The organism is Thermofilaceae archaeon, assembly GCA_038731975.1.
Classification (GTDB): domain Archaea; phylum Thermoproteota; class Thermoprotei; order Thermofilales; family Thermofilaceae; genus JANXEW01.
Genome location: JAVYQJ010000003.1, coordinates 76,711 through 95,309 on the forward strand (window position 1 = coordinate 76,711; position 18,599 = coordinate 95,309).

Annotated in this window: 18 protein-coding genes; 8 read left to right on the top strand and 10 right to left on the bottom strand. The window is 53.3% G+C overall.

All coding sequences use genetic code 11. The features are described 5' to 3' along the window. Position 1 precedes the first annotated feature (1 nt). The 3 genes from QXF46_03005 to QXF46_03015 are packed head-to-tail and all read right to left on the bottom strand — an operon-like array spanning position 2 to position 2,942. Positions 2-1,363 (bottom strand): hypothetical protein, encoded by a 1,362-nt coding sequence (locus tag QXF46_03005; protein MEM0225820.1) that lies wholly within the window; start codon positions 1,361-1,363, stop codon positions 2-4. After that, positions 1,338-2,495, bottom strand: coding sequence for an NDP-sugar synthase (locus QXF46_03010; GenBank protein MEM0225821.1), 1,158 nt, complete (start codon positions 2,493-2,495; stop codon positions 1,338-1,340). The genes QXF46_03005 and QXF46_03010 overlap by 26 nt, the downstream gene beginning before the upstream one ends. Positions 2,496-2,522: 27 nt before the next feature. Next, on the bottom strand, positions 2,523-2,942 hold the full coding sequence (locus QXF46_03015) for an HIT family protein (GenBank protein MEM0225822.1): 420 nt from the start codon (positions 2,940-2,942) through the stop codon (positions 2,523-2,525). 78 nt (positions 2,943-3,020) lie between these two features. On the opposite strand from QXF46_03015, the gene ppa reads away from it, so the two are divergent. The 6 genes from ppa (at position 3,021) to QXF46_03045 (ending at position 8,101) form a co-directional block, all read left to right on the top strand. Next, a complete protein-coding gene (ppa, locus tag QXF46_03020; protein MEM0225823.1) occupies positions 3,021-3,548 on the top strand; it encodes an inorganic diphosphatase in 528 nt (175 codons plus the stop codon). 210 nt (positions 3,549-3,758) lie between these two features. Then, a complete protein-coding gene (locus tag QXF46_03025; GenBank protein ID MEM0225824.1) occupies positions 3,759-4,166 on the top strand; it encodes a DUF2153 family protein in 408 nt (135 codons plus the stop codon). A 45-nt stretch (positions 4,167-4,211) separates the two neighbouring features. Next, the gene (locus tag QXF46_03030) at positions 4,212-6,422 is read left to right on the top strand and encodes a CDC48 family AAA ATPase (GenBank protein ID MEM0225825.1); all 2,211 of its coding nucleotides are present in this window, start codon (positions 4,212-4,214) and stop codon (positions 6,420-6,422) included. Positions 6,423-6,428: 6 nt separating this feature from the next. Beyond that, positions 6,429-6,656, top strand: a complete 228-nt coding sequence (locus tag QXF46_03035; GenBank protein ID MEM0225826.1) for a hypothetical protein — start codon at positions 6,429-6,431, stop codon at positions 6,654-6,656. 128 nt (positions 6,657-6,784) lie between these two features. Further along, complete coding sequence (gene fen, locus QXF46_03040; protein ID MEM0225827.1) at positions 6,785-7,822, top strand: flap endonuclease-1; 1,038 nt, start codon at positions 6,785-6,787, stop codon at positions 7,820-7,822. A 6-nt stretch (positions 7,823-7,828) separates the two neighbouring features. Beyond that, positions 7,829-8,101, top strand: coding sequence for a hypothetical protein (locus QXF46_03045; protein MEM0225828.1), 273 nt, complete (start codon positions 7,829-7,831; stop codon positions 8,099-8,101). A 7-nt stretch (positions 8,102-8,108) separates the two neighbouring features. On the opposite strand, the gene QXF46_03050 is transcribed toward QXF46_03045, so the two are convergent. The 3 genes from QXF46_03050 to QXF46_03060 are packed head-to-tail and all read right to left on the bottom strand — an operon-like array spanning position 8,109 to position 12,597. Further along, complete coding sequence (locus QXF46_03050; protein ID MEM0225829.1) at positions 8,109-9,254, bottom strand: cytochrome c biogenesis protein CcdA; 1,146 nt, start codon at positions 9,252-9,254, stop codon at positions 8,109-8,111. After that, positions 9,251-10,981 (bottom strand): NEW3 domain-containing protein, encoded by a 1,731-nt coding sequence (locus QXF46_03055; GenBank protein ID MEM0225830.1) that lies wholly within the window; start codon positions 10,979-10,981, stop codon positions 9,251-9,253. The genes QXF46_03050 and QXF46_03055 overlap by 4 nt, the downstream gene beginning before the upstream one ends. Before the next feature lie 47 nt (positions 10,982-11,028). Next, complete coding sequence (locus QXF46_03060) at positions 11,029-12,597, bottom strand: radical SAM protein (GenBank protein ID MEM0225831.1); 1,569 nt, start codon at positions 12,595-12,597, stop codon at positions 11,029-11,031. A gap of 77 nt (positions 12,598-12,674) precedes the next feature. Between QXF46_03060 and QXF46_03065 the strand changes: the two genes are divergently transcribed. Both QXF46_03065 and serS read left to right on the top strand, forming a co-directional pair. Continuing rightward, positions 12,675-13,634, top strand: coding sequence for a hypothetical protein (locus QXF46_03065; GenBank protein MEM0225832.1), 960 nt, complete (start codon positions 12,675-12,677; stop codon positions 13,632-13,634). A 68-nt stretch (positions 13,635-13,702) separates the two neighbouring features. Then, positions 13,703-15,097 carry a serine--tRNA ligase gene (gene serS / locus QXF46_03070; protein ID MEM0225833.1) on the top strand — a complete coding sequence of 465 codons (1,395 nt, stop codon included), beginning with the start codon at positions 13,703-13,705 and terminating at the stop codon, positions 15,095-15,097. Here serS and fni read toward each other — a convergent pair. From fni to QXF46_03090, 4 genes are all read right to left on the bottom strand, one after another. Beyond that, positions 15,094-16,200, bottom strand: a complete 1,107-nt coding sequence (gene fni / locus QXF46_03075; protein ID MEM0225834.1) for a type 2 isopentenyl-diphosphate Delta-isomerase — start codon at positions 16,198-16,200, stop codon at positions 15,094-15,096. The genes serS and fni overlap by 4 nt on opposite strands. Before the next feature lie 73 nt (positions 16,201-16,273). Next, on the bottom strand, positions 16,274-17,146 hold the full coding sequence (gene amrB / locus QXF46_03080) for an AmmeMemoRadiSam system protein B (protein ID MEM0225835.1): 873 nt from the start codon (positions 17,144-17,146) through the stop codon (positions 16,274-16,276). Positions 17,147-17,151: 5 nt separating this feature from the next. Then, on the bottom strand, positions 17,152-17,823 hold the full coding sequence (gene rpsB, locus QXF46_03085) for a 30S ribosomal protein S2 (protein MEM0225836.1): 672 nt from the start codon (positions 17,821-17,823) through the stop codon (positions 17,152-17,154). Next, positions 17,784-18,512 carry a metallophosphoesterase family protein gene (locus QXF46_03090; GenBank protein MEM0225837.1) on the bottom strand — a complete coding sequence of 243 codons (729 nt, stop codon included), beginning with the start codon at positions 18,510-18,512 and terminating at the stop codon, positions 17,784-17,786. Before QXF46_03090 ends, rpsB begins: the two co-directional genes overlap by 40 nt. Between the last annotated feature and the right edge of the window lie 87 nt (positions 18,513-18,599).

Here is an 18,599-nt window from a genome sequence, read left to right on the forward strand (position 1 = left end):
CCTAGCTGGCGCTCTCGACTTTGAGCTCTCTGATTAAGCCGCTCACTTTTTCGGCGAACCTATCGATGATCTCGTCAGCCCCCTCTACGCTTTCGCAGCTGAGCTCTATCCTATCGCGGGACGCCTCAACGTTCACCCATATACTGTCAACTCTGACTCTAAGGCCCGTTATGGTTAGCATCGCCGTCCTAAAACTCCTGTAAATCGCCTTCAAAGCGCTTAAGTAGTTGACACCGCCTAGCTTGACCGTCCTGGATATCATCTGTACTTTCGGGAGAGAATCCCTTGCTGATGACAGCGATTGATCCGTTTTGGCTATATACTCTAACAGTTTCAACGTAGCCAGCATCCCGTCGGGTGAGAGTGAGAAATCCGTGAAGATTATCTCGTTTCCGCTCGTAGCTACTAGATGAGAGCCTGAACGCCTGGCCGCTCTAATTAGGTCGTGCTTCAATCCTCTGACCCTAACCACTCTTGCTCCAATCTTTTTGCAAACTTCGTCTATCATTGAGCCCATAGACTCCGAAACAATGATGCGCGTGCCAGCAGGCATCCCGAGTGCAATTAAGCTGGCAACCTCTTCGCCGGATAAGGGCTTTCCCTCATCGTCAACGACTAGGGCTCTTGTGGCATCCGCGCAGAAGCTGACTCCAAGTGCAGCGTCAGATGCTCTTACGATTCCCTTCAGTATTTCAATGGAGTGGGGGTCAGGCATGTGTGTCACAGAGCCTCTGAAGGGTGGCCGATGAGCGTTGAGCATTACCCCTTCGATACCCAGTTCTGAGAACAGGTTGGGGAGGACCTCCGACGCTGGGCCAAAGTTTACGTCGCAGACCATCCTGTACCGTTTGCTGGCGATCGTGTGCGAGTCAAGGTAGCCGGCAATGGCTGCTGCGTATATATCGTGTACATACTCAGCGTAGGTAACCCATCCTATCGCAGCGGGTAGGCTTCTCACGATCTTCCCCGAGCCGGCGCGATCGAATAGCTCCTCCATTCTCTCAATAGAGAATACAAGCCCCTGCGAGTCGAAGATCTTAATCGCTATACCGTCACGCTCGAGCGGAGCTACGGTGAATTGTACGCCAGCTTTTGCACCTAGCCTCTTTATAGCGAAGATAAGCTCGGGGGTCGTCGCAGAATGAAAATCCATGACGGAGATTCCGGTCGACATGAGGCCTGCCGAGAACGCCCGCTTCAGCATTCGGGATGGGGGGTAGTTGTCGCGTGCCGTGACCACGAGCGCACCTTCTCCTAGCATGGTTCCTAGAGCACCGCCGAGGCTTGCCGCTATGTCCGGTGTCAAAGTCTGATTCGCTATTCCGAGTATTTGCCCTTCATCCCACTCGAGCTCTAAGCTCAATTACAGCCCCCCTCTCCTTGGTGACTAAAATACGGTCAAAAATATTTGTGCCGCTAGGTATTCTCGTGAGATCCTCGATTATCGACTTATACAGAAGGGTTTCGCTGCCCACTTCCGTCCTCGATCCTACGATGCTCTCGTAGATGCGAGCCTTATACCCTATACTGGCCCCATCCATGATAATGCTCCTCTCGATGACAGCCCCCTCTTCTACAACCGCCCAGTTGCCCAGTACTGCATAAGGCCCTACCACAGACCCCCTTTCGATTCTCACTTCGCTCCCTATTACCACGGGCGGCCGAACAACCCCCTCGACGCTCTTCGGGTTACTGAGCCATATGCCGCGGCTATACACTCCAGCGGGTCGAAGTGGTGACGCGAGACCGTCGAGAACGTCCACATTTGCCTGAAAATATGTTGGTGGCGTACCAATGTCTATCCAGTAGCAAGGTTCAGAAACCCAGCCGTAAACAGGATACCCTTCTTCCACGAGGTAGGGGAAGACGTGCCGCCCGAAGTCAAGGAGATGGGGGTTGTCATCAAGAATATCGAGAATGGAGTACGAGAAGGCGTAGATGCCGGCATTGGCGAGATTTGCGTATGTGTACCTCGCTTTGGGTCCGACAGCTAAGCTTGCCAGATAGAGATCGTAGCCCCTCGGCTTCTCCATGAAAAGCTCGATCTTATCGTTGCGCGAGAGGAATGCGAGGCCGTAGTGGCAGGGGTTATCCACGCCCTTAAGTACCACGCTGGCTACGCCTTTCTTCTCCTTGTGAAAGCGCCAAAAAGCCGCGAGATCGCAGTTGGTGATAATGTCCCCCATCAAGACGATAAAATCGTCATCTAAAAGGTGGCGCAGCCTACGCACCGAGTCGGCTGTGTCGATCGAGCTGTAGACGAGGGGTATAACCTCGATCGAACGGGGCTCCTCTCTGACGTGCTCAGCTATCATATGGCCTAAGTAATCGAGCGAGATGTAAACCCTGTCCACTAAGTTGCTAAACTCGATGATATCGAGTATGTAATCAATAACAGCCTTATTGGCAACGGGCATGAGCGGCTTAGGCCTATGGTAGGTAAAAGGTCTCAAGCGGGTACCTCTCCCTCCAGCTAGAATGACCGCGGTGAGCATGTAAGATTAGTACGAGTCTAACCCTAATTAGCGTTTCGCCAATTCAATATCGGCTAGTGCTGTTGAGAGAGTTCGAGCGATTCTCTCCCCTTCGCGAGGATCTAACTCTTTTCTTCCTCCTTGCGGTAAACCATAGAAGGGGATGACGTGGAAGTGCACGTGGAATATTACTTGGCCTGCTGCCGAACCATTGTTCTGCACTACTCTAACACCTCTAGCACCTAGGGCGCGCACTTGGGCGCCGGCTACCAGCTTAACGACCCTCGTCAGTTCGAAGAGAATATCATCAGGCGTTTCGAGAAGATCCCTGTAGTGCTCGACAGGAGCTACTAACGTATGCCCGCTCTGTATGGGGTACTTGTCCAGGAAGGCAATGACGCGGTCTGACCTAAAGATTATGTACGCAGGAGCTCTCCCAGCTGCGATCTCGCAGAACACGCAGCTCACGATTAGATGCTCCAGCTCAAGAATATATCAGTCTAGCTTCGCAGAAACTTTTTCAACAATGTGAGGGAAGGATACTTGATGAAGGCCATCGGTCCGGGTGAGAAGGCTCCTGAAGAGGTGAACGTCGTAATCGAAATTCCGCAGGGTGGTAACGTCAAGTATGAGATGGATAAGGAGAGTGGCGTTCTTTTCGTAGACAGGATACTCTACACTTCGATGGTGTACCCGTTTAATTACGGATTCATCCCCGGTACACTGGAGGAAGATGGAGATCCCGTCGATGTGCTCGTTCTGAGTCACGAACCGCTACTGCCAGGCTCTGTGATAAAGTGCAGGCCGGTCGGCGTCCTCCTCACTCGTGATGAGAAGGGGCCCGACGCTAAGGTGGTGGCCGTTCCCTCTCCTAAGATAGATCCCCGTTTCTCGGATGTGGACGATATTGGAAAACTGCCGGAGGCCTTGAGGCGTAAAATCGAGCACTTCTTCGAGCATTACAAGGAGTTGGAACCGGGGAAATGGGTGAAAGTGGAGGGATGGATGGGAGGCGTTGAAGCGCGTAAACGCATTGAGGAGGCTATTGAGCGCTACAGGAGTTCATGTAGATGAGCTGTAAACTACACTGCTCGATTTTAGAATAGTTGACAGCTTGTACTTCGTAAGTAAAGAGAGTTAGAAGAAATTTACGCGTTCTAGTAGTTGTTACTGCTTTTTGTGTAGCTTCGGTGCTAAACGTGATGTTTTATGACGATAGACCGTTCGACTACCATCTGGGCAAAACGTTAAATAGGCTGGTCTGCGCTATTAGTAGGATCAAGTATGAGTGAGCTTCCATCAACGAGGGCTTTTCTCACAAGCCTAGAGCACTGGGTTGAAACTCAGAAAGTGATCTTAGCCTCGATGGCTAAAGTTGAGGAGCAACTTAAGGACGCAGATAGGTTAGAGCTGGTGCTAGCTACACGCGTCGCATTCAGGCACATGATAAGAACTCTAGAGGCGTTCGATAGGTGGCTTCAGGATCCATTCATCATTGGTCACATGCCGCGTGAAATGCTGGAAGACGTTCAAAGAAAAGCGTGGGAGATTATGAAGCAGTTGCTCGAGCTAGACATTCTACATACGTCTCAGTTCAAGGAGTACTTTGGTAAGCTAGCGAAAGAGGGTAAGCTCAATCCCTTGCTTGTTGCTCAGAGTGGGGAGGAGAGGCGAGTCCCCGGCGTGCTGTAGCTCAGCGAGATAACGTTAAAAGGTCCGGCTCTTTTACCGATTGGATTGGCGGGATTGTCTATGCCGGAGAAGGAGCTTAAGGAGATCGAGCTTAAGGTTGCCGAGCTTCGGCATAATGAAGCTGGGCGAGGAAGGGTGCGCATCGATGAGGAGGCGATGGAGAAGCTAGGCCTAGCGCCTGGCGACGCGGTCGAAATCGAGGGGAGGAGGAAGACTGTAGCTCTAGTTTGGCCTGGGTACGCGGAGGATAGGGGCACTGGGATTATAAGGATGGATGGGTGGACGAGGAAGAATGCTGGAGTCAGCATAGGAGAGAAGGTCAGGGTTAGGCGGGCCGAGATCAAAGCTGCAGAGCTGGTGAAGCTCTCCCCAACCTCGATGACGTTAACGGTGGATGAGAACTTCATCGCTTACGCCAAGAAGAGGCTCCTCGACAGACCGATAATAGAGGGGGATATAGTGCAGGTACCGGTTCTGGGGCAGAACATACCTTTCACCGTGGTAGCTACGAAACCCCCAGGTGCAGTCGTCATAACCGAGAACAGTCGAGTCATTATTTTAGAGAAGCCGGTCGAAATCGGGAGGATCCCGCGTGTAACGTATGATGATATTGGAGACTTGGAAGAGGCCAAGCAGAAGATAAGAGAGCTGGTAGAGCTTCCGATGAAGTACCCACAGCTCTTTAAGAGGTTGGGTATCGATCCTCCAAAGGGTGTTCTACTCTACGGGCCCCCAGGTTGTGGTAAGACTTTGCTAGCCAAAGCCGTTGCAAATGAAACCGAAGCTTACTTCATCGCCATCAACGGCCCTGAGATTATGAGCAAGTTCTACGGCGAGAGCGAGCAGAGGTTAAGGGAGATTTTCGAAGAGGCTAAAGAGCACGCGCCGGCGATAATCTTCATTGATGAGATTGACGCGATCGCGCCCAAGAGGGAGGAAGTAACGGGAGAAGTCGAGAAACGTGTGGTAGCACAGCTCCTCGCCCTAATGGATGGTCTCGAAGCCCGAGGGGATGTGATCGTAATAGCTGCGACGAATAGACCTAATGCCATAGATCCTGCTCTTAGAAGGCCGGGGCGCTTCGATAGGGAAATTGAGATCCCCGTGCCCGATAAGCGCGGTAGGTACGAGATTCTGATGGTTCACACGAGGAACATGCCCTTAGCCGAGGATGTGGACCTGAGGAAGCTAGCTGAAATCACACATGGCTACACTGGTGCTGATCTCGCCGCGCTGTGTAGGGAAGCTGCTATGAGAGCCCTCCGCAGAATACTACCGAAGATCGATTTAAGCAAGGGTGAGCTACCGCCTGACGTACTCGACGAGTTGAAGGTCACGATGCAAGACTTCATGGATGCGTACAGGGAAATAACACCGAGCGCGCTTCGCGAGATAGAAATCGAGGTGCCAAATGTGCGCTGGAGTGACGTGGGCGGGCTCGAAGAAGTGAAGCAGCAGCTCAGGGAGGCGGTCGAGTGGCCGTTACGGTACCCAGAATCGTTCAAGAGGTTGGGCATTGACCCTCCGAAGGGTGTGCTGCTTTACGGTCCGCCGGGTTGTGGTAAGACTCTGTTGGCGAAGGCGGTTGCGACAGAAAGTGAGGCGAACTTCATAGCGGTTAAAGGCCCGGAGATTTTCAGCAAGTGGGTTGGCGAAAGCGAGAGAGCAATCAGAGAGATATTCAGGAAAGCTCGACAGGCAGCACCTTGCATTGTGTTCATAGATGAGTTAGACGCGCTAGCGCCGCTGAGAGGGCTCGGTTACGCCGATTCAGGAGTGACTGAGCGCGTGGTCAGTCAATTGCTCACCGAGATGGATGGATTAGAGAAGATGGAGGGCGTTGTAGTGATGGGGGCGACGAATAGGCCCGACATTATTGATCCGGCTTTGTTGAGGCCCGGCCGGTTTGACCGGATCATCTACGTGCCTCCGCCCGACCGGGCTGCAAGGCTTGAAATCCTCAAAGTGCACACGAGGCGAATGCCGCTAGCCGAAGACGTAGACCTCGAGAAAATCGCGGACGCGACGGAGGGATACGCGGGTTCCGATTTGGCGCTCCTGGTTAGAGAAGCGGGCATGCTGGCAATGAGGGAAAACCCCGGCGCTGAGAAAGTGCACATGAGGCACTTTGAAGAAGCGTTAAAGAAAGTGAAGCCGAGTCTGACGCCGGAGATGCTCAAGTACTATGAATCCTGGGCGGAGAGGTCGAAGAAGATGCTTCAAGGAAGAATCTCTCCTGTAAGCTTTTACGTGTAGCTAGGTATGACTTCCATACTTCACGTAATACTGGTAGAGCTGCTCAAGAGGGGGACTATCACGGAGAAGGATCTCTACGAGAGTGTCAGAAAATCTGTCGAGAACGCGGGTGGCGAACTCCCCCGCAGCGAGTTTCTTAAACTCCTAATGACGCTCGAGCTACGGGGCTACGTCAAAGTTGAAGGAACGCGAAGGGTGGTGCAGCTGGTTCGAACGCCTTCAGAAGCTCGTTAAGATCTTGAGGCTCACTTAAGCGCGTCAGTTAAACGAATCTTAAGCGTGCTGTTCCCAGGAGATAGTTAAGCACGCGGTAGTGAACCGCTATTTTCTTAAGCTGCCATCACGTACATCACGAAGGGAACATGGGGGTTCAACTGCGCGAGCTGGTAGCCCCCGTCAAGGTGGAAATCGAGTTGGAAAAACTCTCCGGGAAGGCTTTAGCCCTCGACGCTTACAATGCCCTCTACCAATTTCTAGCTACCATCAGGCAGCCGGATGGAACCCCCCTCATGGATGCGTACGGCAGAGTTACTAGTCACTTAAACGGGCTTTTCTATCGAACTATCAATTTACTTGAGAAGGGTATAAAACCGGTCTACGTTTTTGACGGAAAACCACCGGAGCTCAAGGCGGCTGAGCTGGAACGCAGAATGAAAGCGAGGAGGGAGGCCGAGCAGAAGTACATGGAAGCCCTCGAACGGGGTGAGCTCGAAGAGGCCAGGATTTACGCTCAACAGGCATCGTACTTAACTACATCGATGGTGAACGATGCAAAGAAGCTCCTCAGCCTAATGGGTGTGCCATGGGTTCAAGCGCCAGCCGACGGCGAGGCGCAAGCCGCCTTCATGGCCGCTAAAGGCGATGTTTGGGCAGCCGCGAGCCAGGATTACGACTCCCTGCTCTACGGTGCACCGAGGCTAGTCAGAAATGTGACCATTAGCGGGAGGAGAAAGCTCCCTCGACGCGATGAATACGTTGAAGTGAAGCCAGAGCTGATCGAGCTGGACAAGCTCTTAAACTACTACGGCATCACGAGAGTTCAGCTCGTCTACATTGGGTTGCTGATGGGCACCGACTACAACCCCGGAGGCGTCAAGGGTGTAGGACCTAAGAGGGCTCTAAAGCTGGTGAAGGACTTCGCAGACATCGATACGATAGCTAAGGTAGTCGGATGGGACTTCCCCGTTAAGCCGGCTGACGTGATTAAGATATTCCTTGAGCCTGAAACCACGGAAGACTACGAAGTAGCGTGGCACGCTCCAGACAAGGATGGGATTATCGAGTTCTTATGCGATGAGCATCAATTCTCGAGAGAAAGGGTTCTTAATGCCATCGAGAGGTTAGAAAAAGCCTATCAATCAACCCTTAGGCAACACACGCTAGAAGCGTGGTTCTCCTGATCAACTATGGAGCCCCACCCGCTCGAAGAACTCTTTAGAGGTTCTAGAAAGACCCTGAGAGTTCTACGAGTCTTACTCACTGCGCAAACTCCACTAACGAAGTACTCTATCGAGTCCAGGGCAGCGCTTTACAACGCCGGAACCGTTTTAAAGCGGCTGGAAAGAATCGGTGTTGTCAAAGCGCTAGGGGAGCGACCAAGGAGGTACGTATTGGACAGGAGCAACCAACTCGTCTCTGCAATTGAGAAGATGATGAGGGAGGTAAACTACATTCCATAGTCGAAAGCTAAGCTAACCTTCTCGCTTGGACGAGTATCGCTAGTAGCGAGAGAGCCGCTCCCACAGAAATTATGCAAAGGAAGTAGTGACCCAGTAAAGCTCCAGTGCGGGACGGAATAAAGGTGGAAAGATCGGTGAAGATGGAGCACAGCGTCTGCGTTAAGGCAGTCAGAGCCATCCACCTGCTGGCACGCCCCCCATTTTTAATGCTCAAGAATAGCCATAAAGCTGCCGTTACAACGCCGATTGATGCGATCAAATAGTGGAAGATCAGCTTGCTGAATACGTCGGGCAAAACTTGCGAGAGAAGAAGGAGATTGGTGGCACCGGTTATACCGGTTAGTATTGGGAAGGTGGCTAGTATGAGCAACCTCCCTCTAGCAGCTCGAGGTACTGAAGTGAGCAGGTTAATGCCCGCGTAGAGCAGAGCTAGTGAAAGAAGGGCTGATACCGAGGTACTCAACATCTGCGCGTACTTTTCAATTATTGAAAGAGGGTTGCTGGTCGACAGGAGTACAACTAGAGAGAAAGTGGCAAACAGTACAGCTGAAAGCTCGTAGCTGTACTTTACCAGGAAACTTCTAGCAAGTCCTCTGTGCACCCTCTGACCCATGCTTTGTGCGAGCGCGGCTATGATTATAAACGGCGTAGCTACGCCAGCCAAAAACGCTGCTAGACTCGGCAGCACCGAATTGGGATGTAATAGCAGGATTGCTGTCCAAGCCAGAAGCGGGGCCGAAGCGCATGGAGCAGCGGCTAAAGCAAAGAGGGCCCCCAGCATCGCGGAACTAGCCACGCTTACCTTTTTGACTTCGAGACCCCGATACGTGAAAGCGGAGAATATTTGTTTAGCTGGGGATAGCTCGATAAATGCTAAACAGGCGAAAAGGGTTGCAAGAACGAAACTGACGGTGTCAGGCGTTAAGCTTAGCGCAATAAGGAGGGCCTGACCGATGCTTGCTACGGAGACCGCGTAAACCAGGAGACTTACGGAGAGTGCCGTTACGAATGCAAGCGTAACTTTTAGAGAGCTGCCTACTTGTCTGGCTAGAAAGATCAAGTAGGCCGGTAAAACTGGGAAAAGGCAGGGTGAGAAGACTGTCTGAAGGCCGGCTAACAACGATAGCACGACGTTGTGGAGCTCTCCGTTCATTGAGCAGTCCCTCTCAGCTTCCTTATCGTGAGTAGGTAAGCAAGAAGAGCTAGTACGAGCACAAGTAACGATAGCACTGAGTAGAAGATCCCGCCTCCAGTCCTAACGTTCACGGCCAATATCCGCTCCTCCCTTATGCCCTCACCGCTAATCACCAGGGGGATAAGGTACCTACCCGGCTCGAGATTATCGTTAGCGACTACTGTTAATGTGAACACTGCCTTGCCCCCCGGTTGAAGGCCTAGCACACGCGTGGGCTCAACATCCACTTTCATGTTCCCTAACGGTGCATTACCCAATGAAATACTTATTTCCCTTAATGGTATTTGACCATTATTCTCTATCAAAAGTTGAAATATAGTTGAAGATCCTGGTGTTAATTCAATCTCCCAATTCTGATTCATAATATTTATTGATGGTTTTCCAATAATGTTAATACCTAAAACTATCTTTGAACTGCTGTTGGTACCTACAGCAGAAAATACGAATGTTACTGCTGTAGGGGAGGCTGTCTGAGGTATATCTATCGTTAAGAAAACGTTACGGGATTCTTTGGGGGGAATTACTATGGCTGAAAGAATATTTTCGTACTCATCCTTTACGATCCAGTTATAACCCGTAGGTAGGCCACTAACAGCGAAACTAACAATTGTAGAGCGTGTCCCATCGTTAGTGATTCGTAGAGGTATCGTCACTTTAGCGCCGGGTTGAGTCACTACGAATTGGGACTGCGCTTCTACCTCCAAACGATCGTAGCTTGGTTCAACGTGGACGAGAACTGTCGAGCGTGAAACTATATCTAAGGCCTTAGCTTGTAAAACTATTACGTAGCTCCCTGGTTCGACATTTTCAGGTAATGTTACGGTTAGCAGAGCCACAGTATTTTCACCGGGATTTAAACGTAAAGACGTTACTTGCGTGCCGTTGATAGTTACTCTGGCCAGCCAGCCGCGAGGTGGGATCACCGAGACATTGATTACTGCACTCCGCTCCAAAGTGTTTACAATCTTTAACGGGATGGAAAACTTAGAGCCAGCAAACGAGGTGACCTCGCTGTAAAACGGTACTACGAGTTCCCAGTCTCTGTAACGCGTCTCAACCGTTAACGGTATTCGCTGGGTCACGTTAGCGTAGCTGAAAACTAGCGTGAGCTCGTTTGTGCCCTCCGCGTGGCCGGGAACGCGTATCCGGACTTTTAACGTCCTTGTGTCTCTGGGGTTCATTATTAGATTCCTAATGGTTATGTACTGCTCGCTCAGAAGCGCTACACTCCATTCTGGAGGGGCATCTATGCTCACATTCACTAGGATTGTGAACGCGCCTATGTTCGACACGATCAAGGGTAGCTCCACCGTGGAGCCCTGGTCTACAACGATGTACGTGGTCCCCAGATTTACGCTGAGTGCGTAATCCAGAGTTATGCGGCCTAAGTTGGTTGTACCTGTCGTCATAAGGTCAAGCTTTAGGTATTTTCGCTCGTACCCCCATCTGTAGGCCAATATCTCGTAGGTTCCTGTCCCGGGTAGCACGAGCGAGAAGTAGCCGTTCTTAAGGGTTCTAGTAGAGCCGATGAATGATCCATCCCTGTACGCTTCGATGATTGCATTCTCCAGCGGAGACCCCTCAATGTCCGTTACAACACCTATCAGTGTAACCTGTTGAGCTTCGGATACTACCGCTGTTAGCGCGAAGATCGCAAAGAGCAGCAGCCCAATCGCCCTCCTCACGAGGCTGTGGGCACACACCGCCTTTTTAAGCTGCCTTCGTCGATCAACTATCCGAGCTCTGATATTTGTTTCATGCAGAGCAGGTAGCTCCTTTCAAGGTACTCGCGCGGATACCGTAGCCTCACTTTAGCCCAAGGGACTTCCGCACCAGGATCTAAGGGGCGAGTGTACGCATCGGTGTCCAATCCGTTCCCCCTAGCAGCCTCACGCCAGCCATGGAGGCCACCACCGCGCAAGGCCCACTCGATGAGGACGTCCGTTAACTCCGATCCCCCTCTAGATAAGACGCATTGCACGTATGCCCATGCTGGCTTGTAGGGTCTCACATCGGCTATGCCCCCCAACGCTGATACCAGAGCTTCAAGCTTCCTTCTAACAGTCCTCGGGTCTTCCATGCCGAACCATTGCATCGGAGTCTGCGGTTTCGGCACGAAAACGCTGACGCTCAGTTTAAGCTCTCTTTCACCGCGAAAACCACTGTGCTCGGAAATCCTTTTCACGAGGTTTGCTATAGCCCTCACGTCCCCCTCTCCCGGCAACCCAACCATGAAGTACAGCTTCAGGGATTTGAAGCCCGCTCTCCTAGCCTCTCTCGTTGCTTCAAGCAGGCGCTCCTCGAGCAGGGGTTTTCCGAGAACCAGTGATAGGCCGACATTCGCTGTTTCGGGGGCGAGAACTAGCGTCTTCTGGCCGCTCTTAGCTAGAAGCTCAATCCGCTCCCTGGTTAGAGTGTCGATCCTTAGCGATGGAAGGGAGATCTTGTACCCAGACTCGATCAGCGTCTCCAGGATCCTATCGGCCTCCCGATGATCGAACAGGGAGAGCGCCACAAGCGTTAATTGGTTGCTGCCGTTGAATCGGGAACCTTTTTCCGCTAACTGCACGATCTGCTCCAATGGACGATCGCGCTGCGGAGTGAAAATGTGCCCCTCCATGCAGAATCGGCACCGCCGGGAGCACCCCCGTGCCACCTCTATAATCGTGGTTCTGCGCCACTCACCGTTTTCGGGTTGGAATTGAGCCGCGGGGTGGAACTCGAGCGGCAGCTCGGCTGGATAGTTGAAGGATACTTGCTCATCCCCCCTTGAAGGCACGTAAAATCCCTGCTCGGGCTTTAAGCTGTCGAGAAACGCCCGCTTATCGCCAGCGTAGGTGACAGCTTGCTCCACTAGAATGGGCATCGTGCTCTCGATTTCACCCACGACGAGCACGTCCGCTATCCTGCTCAAGGGCTCGGGGTTGGCTATTACGGGCGGACCTCCTACCACTACAACGTGCTCACGCTTCTCAGCGAGAGGATCAACGCCGCCAGCCAGCAGGAGCCTCACAATGTTCACGTAGTCTGGCTCGTAGTGGACGGAGAATACAATCAACCGGAAATCCCTAAGGGGTCGTCCGCTCTCCAAGCTAACAGCCGGGGGCTCTGCGCCCCTTAACTTCCTTAGAACAAACCTCTCGGCCGAGATCTCATCGAAAGAGTTCAAGTAGAAATACAGCATCTGAACTGACAAACTTCTCGCTGCAGCCTCGTAGACGGAGGGGTAGGCTACCGCAACTTCGAGGCGCCCCCTCCTATACGATTTCTTGATCACGTTGATCTCTTTTACCAGCTTCACTAACAGGGGGGCACGTACCAATTCTTAAAAACTCGTTGAGCATCAACAATTTTAGAGCAGAAACTTGGGTTGGCTCGGTGAAAGGCTGGGCTCTAGGCAAGATTGAGCTGTACCCACTCGGAGAGGAGAGCTTAGGTGTGCGCTCAATGGCTCTCGGAGTCGTAACACCGGATGTTGCCATCCTGCTAGACGCCGGAGTTTCACTGGCTCCAAGGCGTTTTGGTCTGCCACCCCACCCGAAGGAGTTTGAAGCGGCGCGTGAGGCGCGGGAGCGAATAACCAGCTTTGCCGCCCGCTGTGACGTGGTGACGATAAGCCACTACCACCTGGATCATTATACACCCAGTTTCACCAGCTACTACGAGTGGTGCGATCGGAGCATTTTTGAAAAAACGTACGCTGGCAAGCTGATATTAGCGAAAAGACCGGATAGAAGCGTCAGCTTCAACCAACGGAAGAGAGCGGCAATTCTCCTGCGAGAGCTGGGGGAGGTGGGCTGCCGCGTGATCGAGGCCGACGGTTCACGCCTTATCCTGGGCAGGACGTACATCGAGACGTTAGGCCCGTTTCCGCACGGTGCCGAGAGTCCGATGGGGAGCGTTGTCTCGTTTCTCATAGAGTACGGAGGTACACGAATCGTTTTCGCCCCCGACGTACAGGGGCCTATGGAATCGAGGGCTGCGAAGGCGATAATCTCGTTAAAGCCGAGCCTCGTTGTGGTAGGCGGCCCCCCGCTCTACTTGGAAGGGCGTAAGGTGGATAAAGAGATGGTGAGAAGAGGTTTAGAGAATCTAGCCGCCATTTCACGCTCAACTAAGGCTGTCGTGTGCCACCACACTTTGCGCGATGAAGAGTGGCTGAACAAGCTGGCGAGTGGAGGGATTCCCGCCGCATTGACGTACGCCGAGCTATTGGGGATTGAGATGAAGCTTTTGGAAGCACGGAGGCGGGCCCTCTACGAGGAGGAGCCCCCGTCGCGTCAGTTCATCGAATGGCTGCATGCTCCGAAGGATTCGAGAGGTCCTCCACCGCTGTAGCACCCCTTCTCTCGGGTCGCGGAGGGGACATTTATGGTGAAAACTCTAACACAGCTACTTAAGGGGGTGTGCAGAGAGGGATTGGTATGTGGTCGATCCTGTACTACCTGAGGAACGATCCTGAGAAGTTAAGGTGGTCTCAGAGAGTGAGGGGGGAGAGCACAGAGGTCGTTGATAGGGCGTTGGAGCTTGATACGGAGTGGAGAAGGCTTCGCGCCGAGATTGACAAGCTCAGGCACGAGAGGAATGTTCTCGCCAGTAGGATAGCTAAAGCCACCCATGAAGAGAGGCGAGCTTTGATAGAGGAGGCCCGCAGGCTGGATCAAGCCTTGAATGAAGCGGAGAGGAGGCTGCAGAAGGTGGAGGAGGAGAGAGACCGCATTCTAAGATCGATACCGAACATAGTGCATGAATCCGTGCCGATCGGCCGAGGGGAGGAGGATAACGTCCCAGTGCGCTTCTGGGGCAAGCCGAGGGTCTGGGTGGGGTACCTTGAGAGCTTCAAGCTTCAGACGAAGGGTTACGATGTGGATTACGAGCTGATTGATTGGAAGCCGCTAGGGCACGCCGATTACAGCGAAGGCTCGATGCTCATCGATACCTTGAGAGCCGGTAAAGTGGCGGGAGCGCGCTTCTACTACATGTTCGACGATTTCGTGTGGCTCGAGTTAGCGCTCGTAATGTACGCGCTCGACCACCTGGCGAAGAAGGGCTTCCGTCTAGTGATTCCACCTTACATGCTCAGGAGGAAGCCCCTTGAGGGCGTGATCAGCTTCCTAGATTTCGAGGACATGGTGTACAAAATCGAAGGTGAGGACCTGTACCTGATTGCGACTGCGGAGCACCCCTTAGCATCCCTCCACATGGATGAAACGATACCGCGCGATGAATTACCCCTGCTTTACGCCGGGCTGAGCCCATGTTTCAGGAAGGAAGCAGGCGCACATGGCAAGGATACGAAGGGGATATTCAGGGTGCACCAGTTTACGAAGGTTGAGCAGTTCGTATACTGCCTCCCCGACGAATCGTGGGAATGGCACGAGCGCCTCATCAGAAACGCGGAAGAGCTCTTCCAAGGGCTGGGGATCCCCTACCGAGTCGTTAACGTCTGCTCAGGTGATCTCGGAGTAGTCGCAGCTAAGAAGTACGATCTAGAAGCTTGGATGCCGGCTCAGGGCAAGTACAGAGAGATGGTGTCTTGCAGCAACACGACGGACTACCAGTCCTACAGGCTCAACATACGCTTCGCGAAGGCGAAGGGGGCTCCAGCTGAGGGGTACGTTCACACCCTCAATTCCACAGCGATAGCCACCACGAGAGCGATAACGGCTATCGTGGAGAACTACCAGGAGCCTGACGGTACTGTAAGGATCCCCCCTGTGTTAAGAAGGTACTTAGAGGTGTTTGAAAGAGCTCCCAAGGATTACATCGAGCCGCGAAACCGCAGCCAGCATGCTACTTAAATCACAACCGGTAGTTTGCGGCTCAGCACCCATTCCCTTAGTTCACCTTTAATCACTATACGTGCTCTTTTCAGCTCGTTGAGGTTTCTCGAGTTGGTGAGGAAGAGCACTCGCCTTAAACCTTCGATCACTCTGCGGACGTAGTTTAAGGCACCTTGGTAACCCCCTTCCATCGCCGCGCGTAGAACCGGGTACGCGAAGCCGCAAATATCGGCCCCGAGTCTAAGTGCCTTACCAGCGTCAATGCCGTTTCTAAGCCCTCCCGTGGCTATTACGAGGAGATTACTTGACGCAGCTCTTACCTCGAGAATGCTTGCTGCCGTTGGAATACCCCATTCTGAGAAATCTTCGCAAAGTTGCAACAGTAAGGGATCGCCCTTCAAGAGCGCGCGTAGCCCCTCAATCCTAGCGAATGAAGTCCCCCCCGCCCCTCCCACATCGATCCCTTTCACACCGATTGCCGCCAACTTCTCTGCCGTCTCGCGGCTGATCCCCGCACCGGTCTCCTTCACGATTACCGGTACGGGGGCCCGATCTATGAGCTCCCTCAATCGCTCCAGCAGTCCCGCGTACCTAGCCTCCCCTTCGGGTTGAAGGGCTTCTTGGAGGGGGTTTAAGTGGACGGCAATGGCATCCGCGTCGACCATTTCGACTATGTCCTCGACAGCGTCCAAGCTCAACCCTTCAGCTAGCTGGCTAGCCCCAATGTTTGCTATGACGGGCACGCTGACCGCGGCTTCTCTTACAACGCTAAACGTGTCTCTCACTTCTGGGGCCTCTAGGGCGGCTCTCTGGCTGCCCACGCCCACTGCGATACCCATATCCTCTGCGACGCGCGCGAAGATTAGGTTGAGCTTTTTGGCCAGCTGTGTTCCTCCAGTCATGCCGGAGATCATAAGGGGCGCGCGCAGTTTAAAGCCAAAGAAGTCGGTAGTGAGCGTTGCATCGCTCATGTTCATTTCTGGTGCGGCCACGTGAACGAACTCTACGTACTCAAACCAACTGGTTTTCACCTTAAACTGCGAGTCTGGCTGAAGGGAAAACAGTATATGGTCGTCCTTCCTGGCCAACAGTCTCTGTACTCGTGAGCTCAAGATGCTCACTAGGCTGCGCCTGCGTCTCTCCCCTCTTTAACCTTTTTCCGTTTAACCGTGGGAAACCGTGTGGGGTAGCGATTTAGGGCTCGGGCGACGATAATGCTTCCCTATAGAAACAGATGCTGGCGTACCCCACGACCTCCGAGTAGTCACCGGTAACGTCGCCGGAGTTCGCGTACTTTAGCAGCTTCACCCTTACCGGAGGCATTTCTCTAGCTGCGGCGATGAGCGTCATGATCGCACCGTAGCCGCACGCTGTGACATCTTTCTCGATTATCACGTCGTAAAGCCCTCTATCGTCGAGTCTGAGGATCGCGTCTATAGCTGCCCTATCCTTCTCAGCTGCTTTGCGCGCCTCCTCGTAGTGCGTGAAGTCGCTGCTAGCCACTACGTACGCTTTGACCCCAAGCTCCTTTAGAACCCTCGCTATGGCTCTCCCCAACCTCCTGGATACCGTAGGCTCCTGAAGGTACATGCTGATCGGAACGATCTTGAAACTCTCACCGAATATGTATTGCAGGAATGGCAATTGCACTTCTAGAGAGTGTTCATAGGCGTGGGCGCTGTCATCCAGCGCAGCCACCTCACTCCACTCGATAATCCTCTTGGCCACTTCCTTATCCACCTCAACCGTGCCCAACGGGGTTTCCCACGCATCAGCTTCAGATACAGCTACAGGCATGCCGAGAGCGTGATGGTTCGGTCCCACTAGGATGACAACTTCTGGGGTACCGCTACTGGCCATCTCAGCGTACGAGTACGCTGCAACGTAACCTGAGTACACGTAGCCGGCGTGGGGGACCACTGCCCCTAGTACGGAGCCAGCATAGGGGCCCGGTTTTTGGAGCCTTGCGCCGGGTCCCTTGAGAAAGGCCTCCTCAAGCTGCCTTAGTAGGCCTTCCCTTGAGCGCTCGTAGAATAGCCCAGCGACTGCGGGCCTCCTGATCCTCACGGTTTTCAGATGACCTCTCCAGTTATTAAGACCTTTGCTTCGAAATCCTCCGGCGGTACAGGTAGCTCGCCGGTGGGCGGTAGTTCTCCTCTCTCCCTTAGTACCTGCCTTGCCAGCAGCCAGTACAGCAGGGCCAGCGCTCTTCTACCCCTATTGTTGGCGGGAATAACTAGGTCAACGAACTCCAACGGGCTATCGGTGTCGCAGAAGGCTACGACCGGGATGCCCACTTTTGCCGCCTCGTTAATAGCCTGTGTATCCACTCTCGGGTCTGTCACGACGAGGAGGTCCGCCTCAACGTAGCTGGGTAACTTAGGGTTGGTTAAGGCACCCGGGGGGAACCTGCCCAAGATGGGTACGCAACCGGTAAAGGCGCAGAAGCGCTGAACCGGTCTAAAGCCGTACTGCCTAGCTGATACTACCACCACCCGCGAAGGGGTGTACCGCGCTATAACGCGGGCCGCGATCCTCAACCGATTGTCTGTCTCTAGCACGTTGAGCAAGTAGAGTCCATCGGGTCGGACACCGTAGATGAAGCGCTTCATGAAAGCGCTTTTCATGCGGGTACCGATCCTGACTCCGGCTGCGAGGTACATCTCCAGTGGTACAAGGAGTTCTACCTCTTTCAGCTCCTCTCTTATCTTTGTGATGTCTTTCGCACGCTCCTCCTCAGCCACGTTTCGTGGCCTCTGCGCTTCGCTTTAAAAAGTTCTTGGCACAGCTCCACGCGGCCAGACTCCACGAAGAGGTACGTGTTGGATGGAGGGCGCCAGTAGGGCATCCCGAGGACCCAACTTTCGCGCCAGCTACCGGTGTTCGCAACCCTCGCCTCGTAATCGATTCCGGGTATGTGCGTGTGTCCCATGAACAACCACCAATCCGCTGGTAGTCGCAGCTTCCTTCTCAACGCTTTCTCCAGGAACAGCTCCTTTCCCAGGGATTTCATTAGGAAGTTGATGAGGAAGGCTTGTGCTCCGTTTCGCAGCGCCAAATCTCCGTGCGTTAGGAAGGCTGTAAGCCCTCCTAACTGCGCGATAACCGGGCCCGGGTACACCTGCAAATCCAACTCATCGGACTTGAAGTGCGCAGGCTCCCGAAGAATGGGGTCGTGGCTGGAGAGGCTTGTCACGAAAATTACCCGTAGACCTTTCACCCCCTTGAAGATGCGTCTCAGCGCCTCCCCCACCCCGCTCGCGCTCAAAGGCCTGTGCAAGTCGTCGAAGAGATCGCCGAGCACGATCAGGGTCTCCGCCCCCCTGCTGGCCGCTAAAGCGATGATCGTTCGAATAATCCGACTACCCGGGCGGTAATGCGTGTCTGAAACGAGGATTGCTGGATCGCTGGCGAACACTGTGTATGGTTTCACGGGAGGGGTTAGCGAGTAATAAAAAAGGTATTGTGGCGCGCAGCTTTTAAGCGCCGGGTCGATGGACTATCGTGGATCTTCGAGTAG

Bases quoted from the DNA above. Each gene is read 5' to 3' on its own strand.
- QXF46_03035 (MEM0225826.1), top strand. From the start codon at position 6,429: ATGACTTCCATACTTCACGTAATACTGGTAGAGCTGCTCAAGAGGGGG.
- QXF46_03025 (MEM0225824.1), top strand. From the start codon at position 3,759: ATGAGTGAGCTTCCATCAACGAGGGCTTTTCTCACAAGCCTAGAGCAC.
- ppa (MEM0225823.1), top strand. From the start codon at position 3,021: ATGAAGGCCATCGGTCCGGGTGAGAAGGCTCCTGAAGAGGTGAACGTC.
- QXF46_03010 (MEM0225821.1), bottom strand. From the start codon at position 2,495: ATGCTCACCGCGGTCATTCTAGCTGGAGGGAGAGGTACCCGCTTGAGA.
- QXF46_03050 (MEM0225829.1), bottom strand. From the start codon at position 9,254: ATGAACGGAGAGCTCCACAACGTCGTGCTATCGTTGTTAGCCGGCCTT.
- fen (MEM0225827.1), top strand. From the start codon at position 6,785: ATGGGGGTTCAACTGCGCGAGCTGGTAGCCCCCGTCAAGGTGGAAATC.
- QXF46_03045 (MEM0225828.1), top strand. From the start codon at position 7,829: ATGGAGCCCCACCCGCTCGAAGAACTCTTTAGAGGTTCTAGAAAGACC.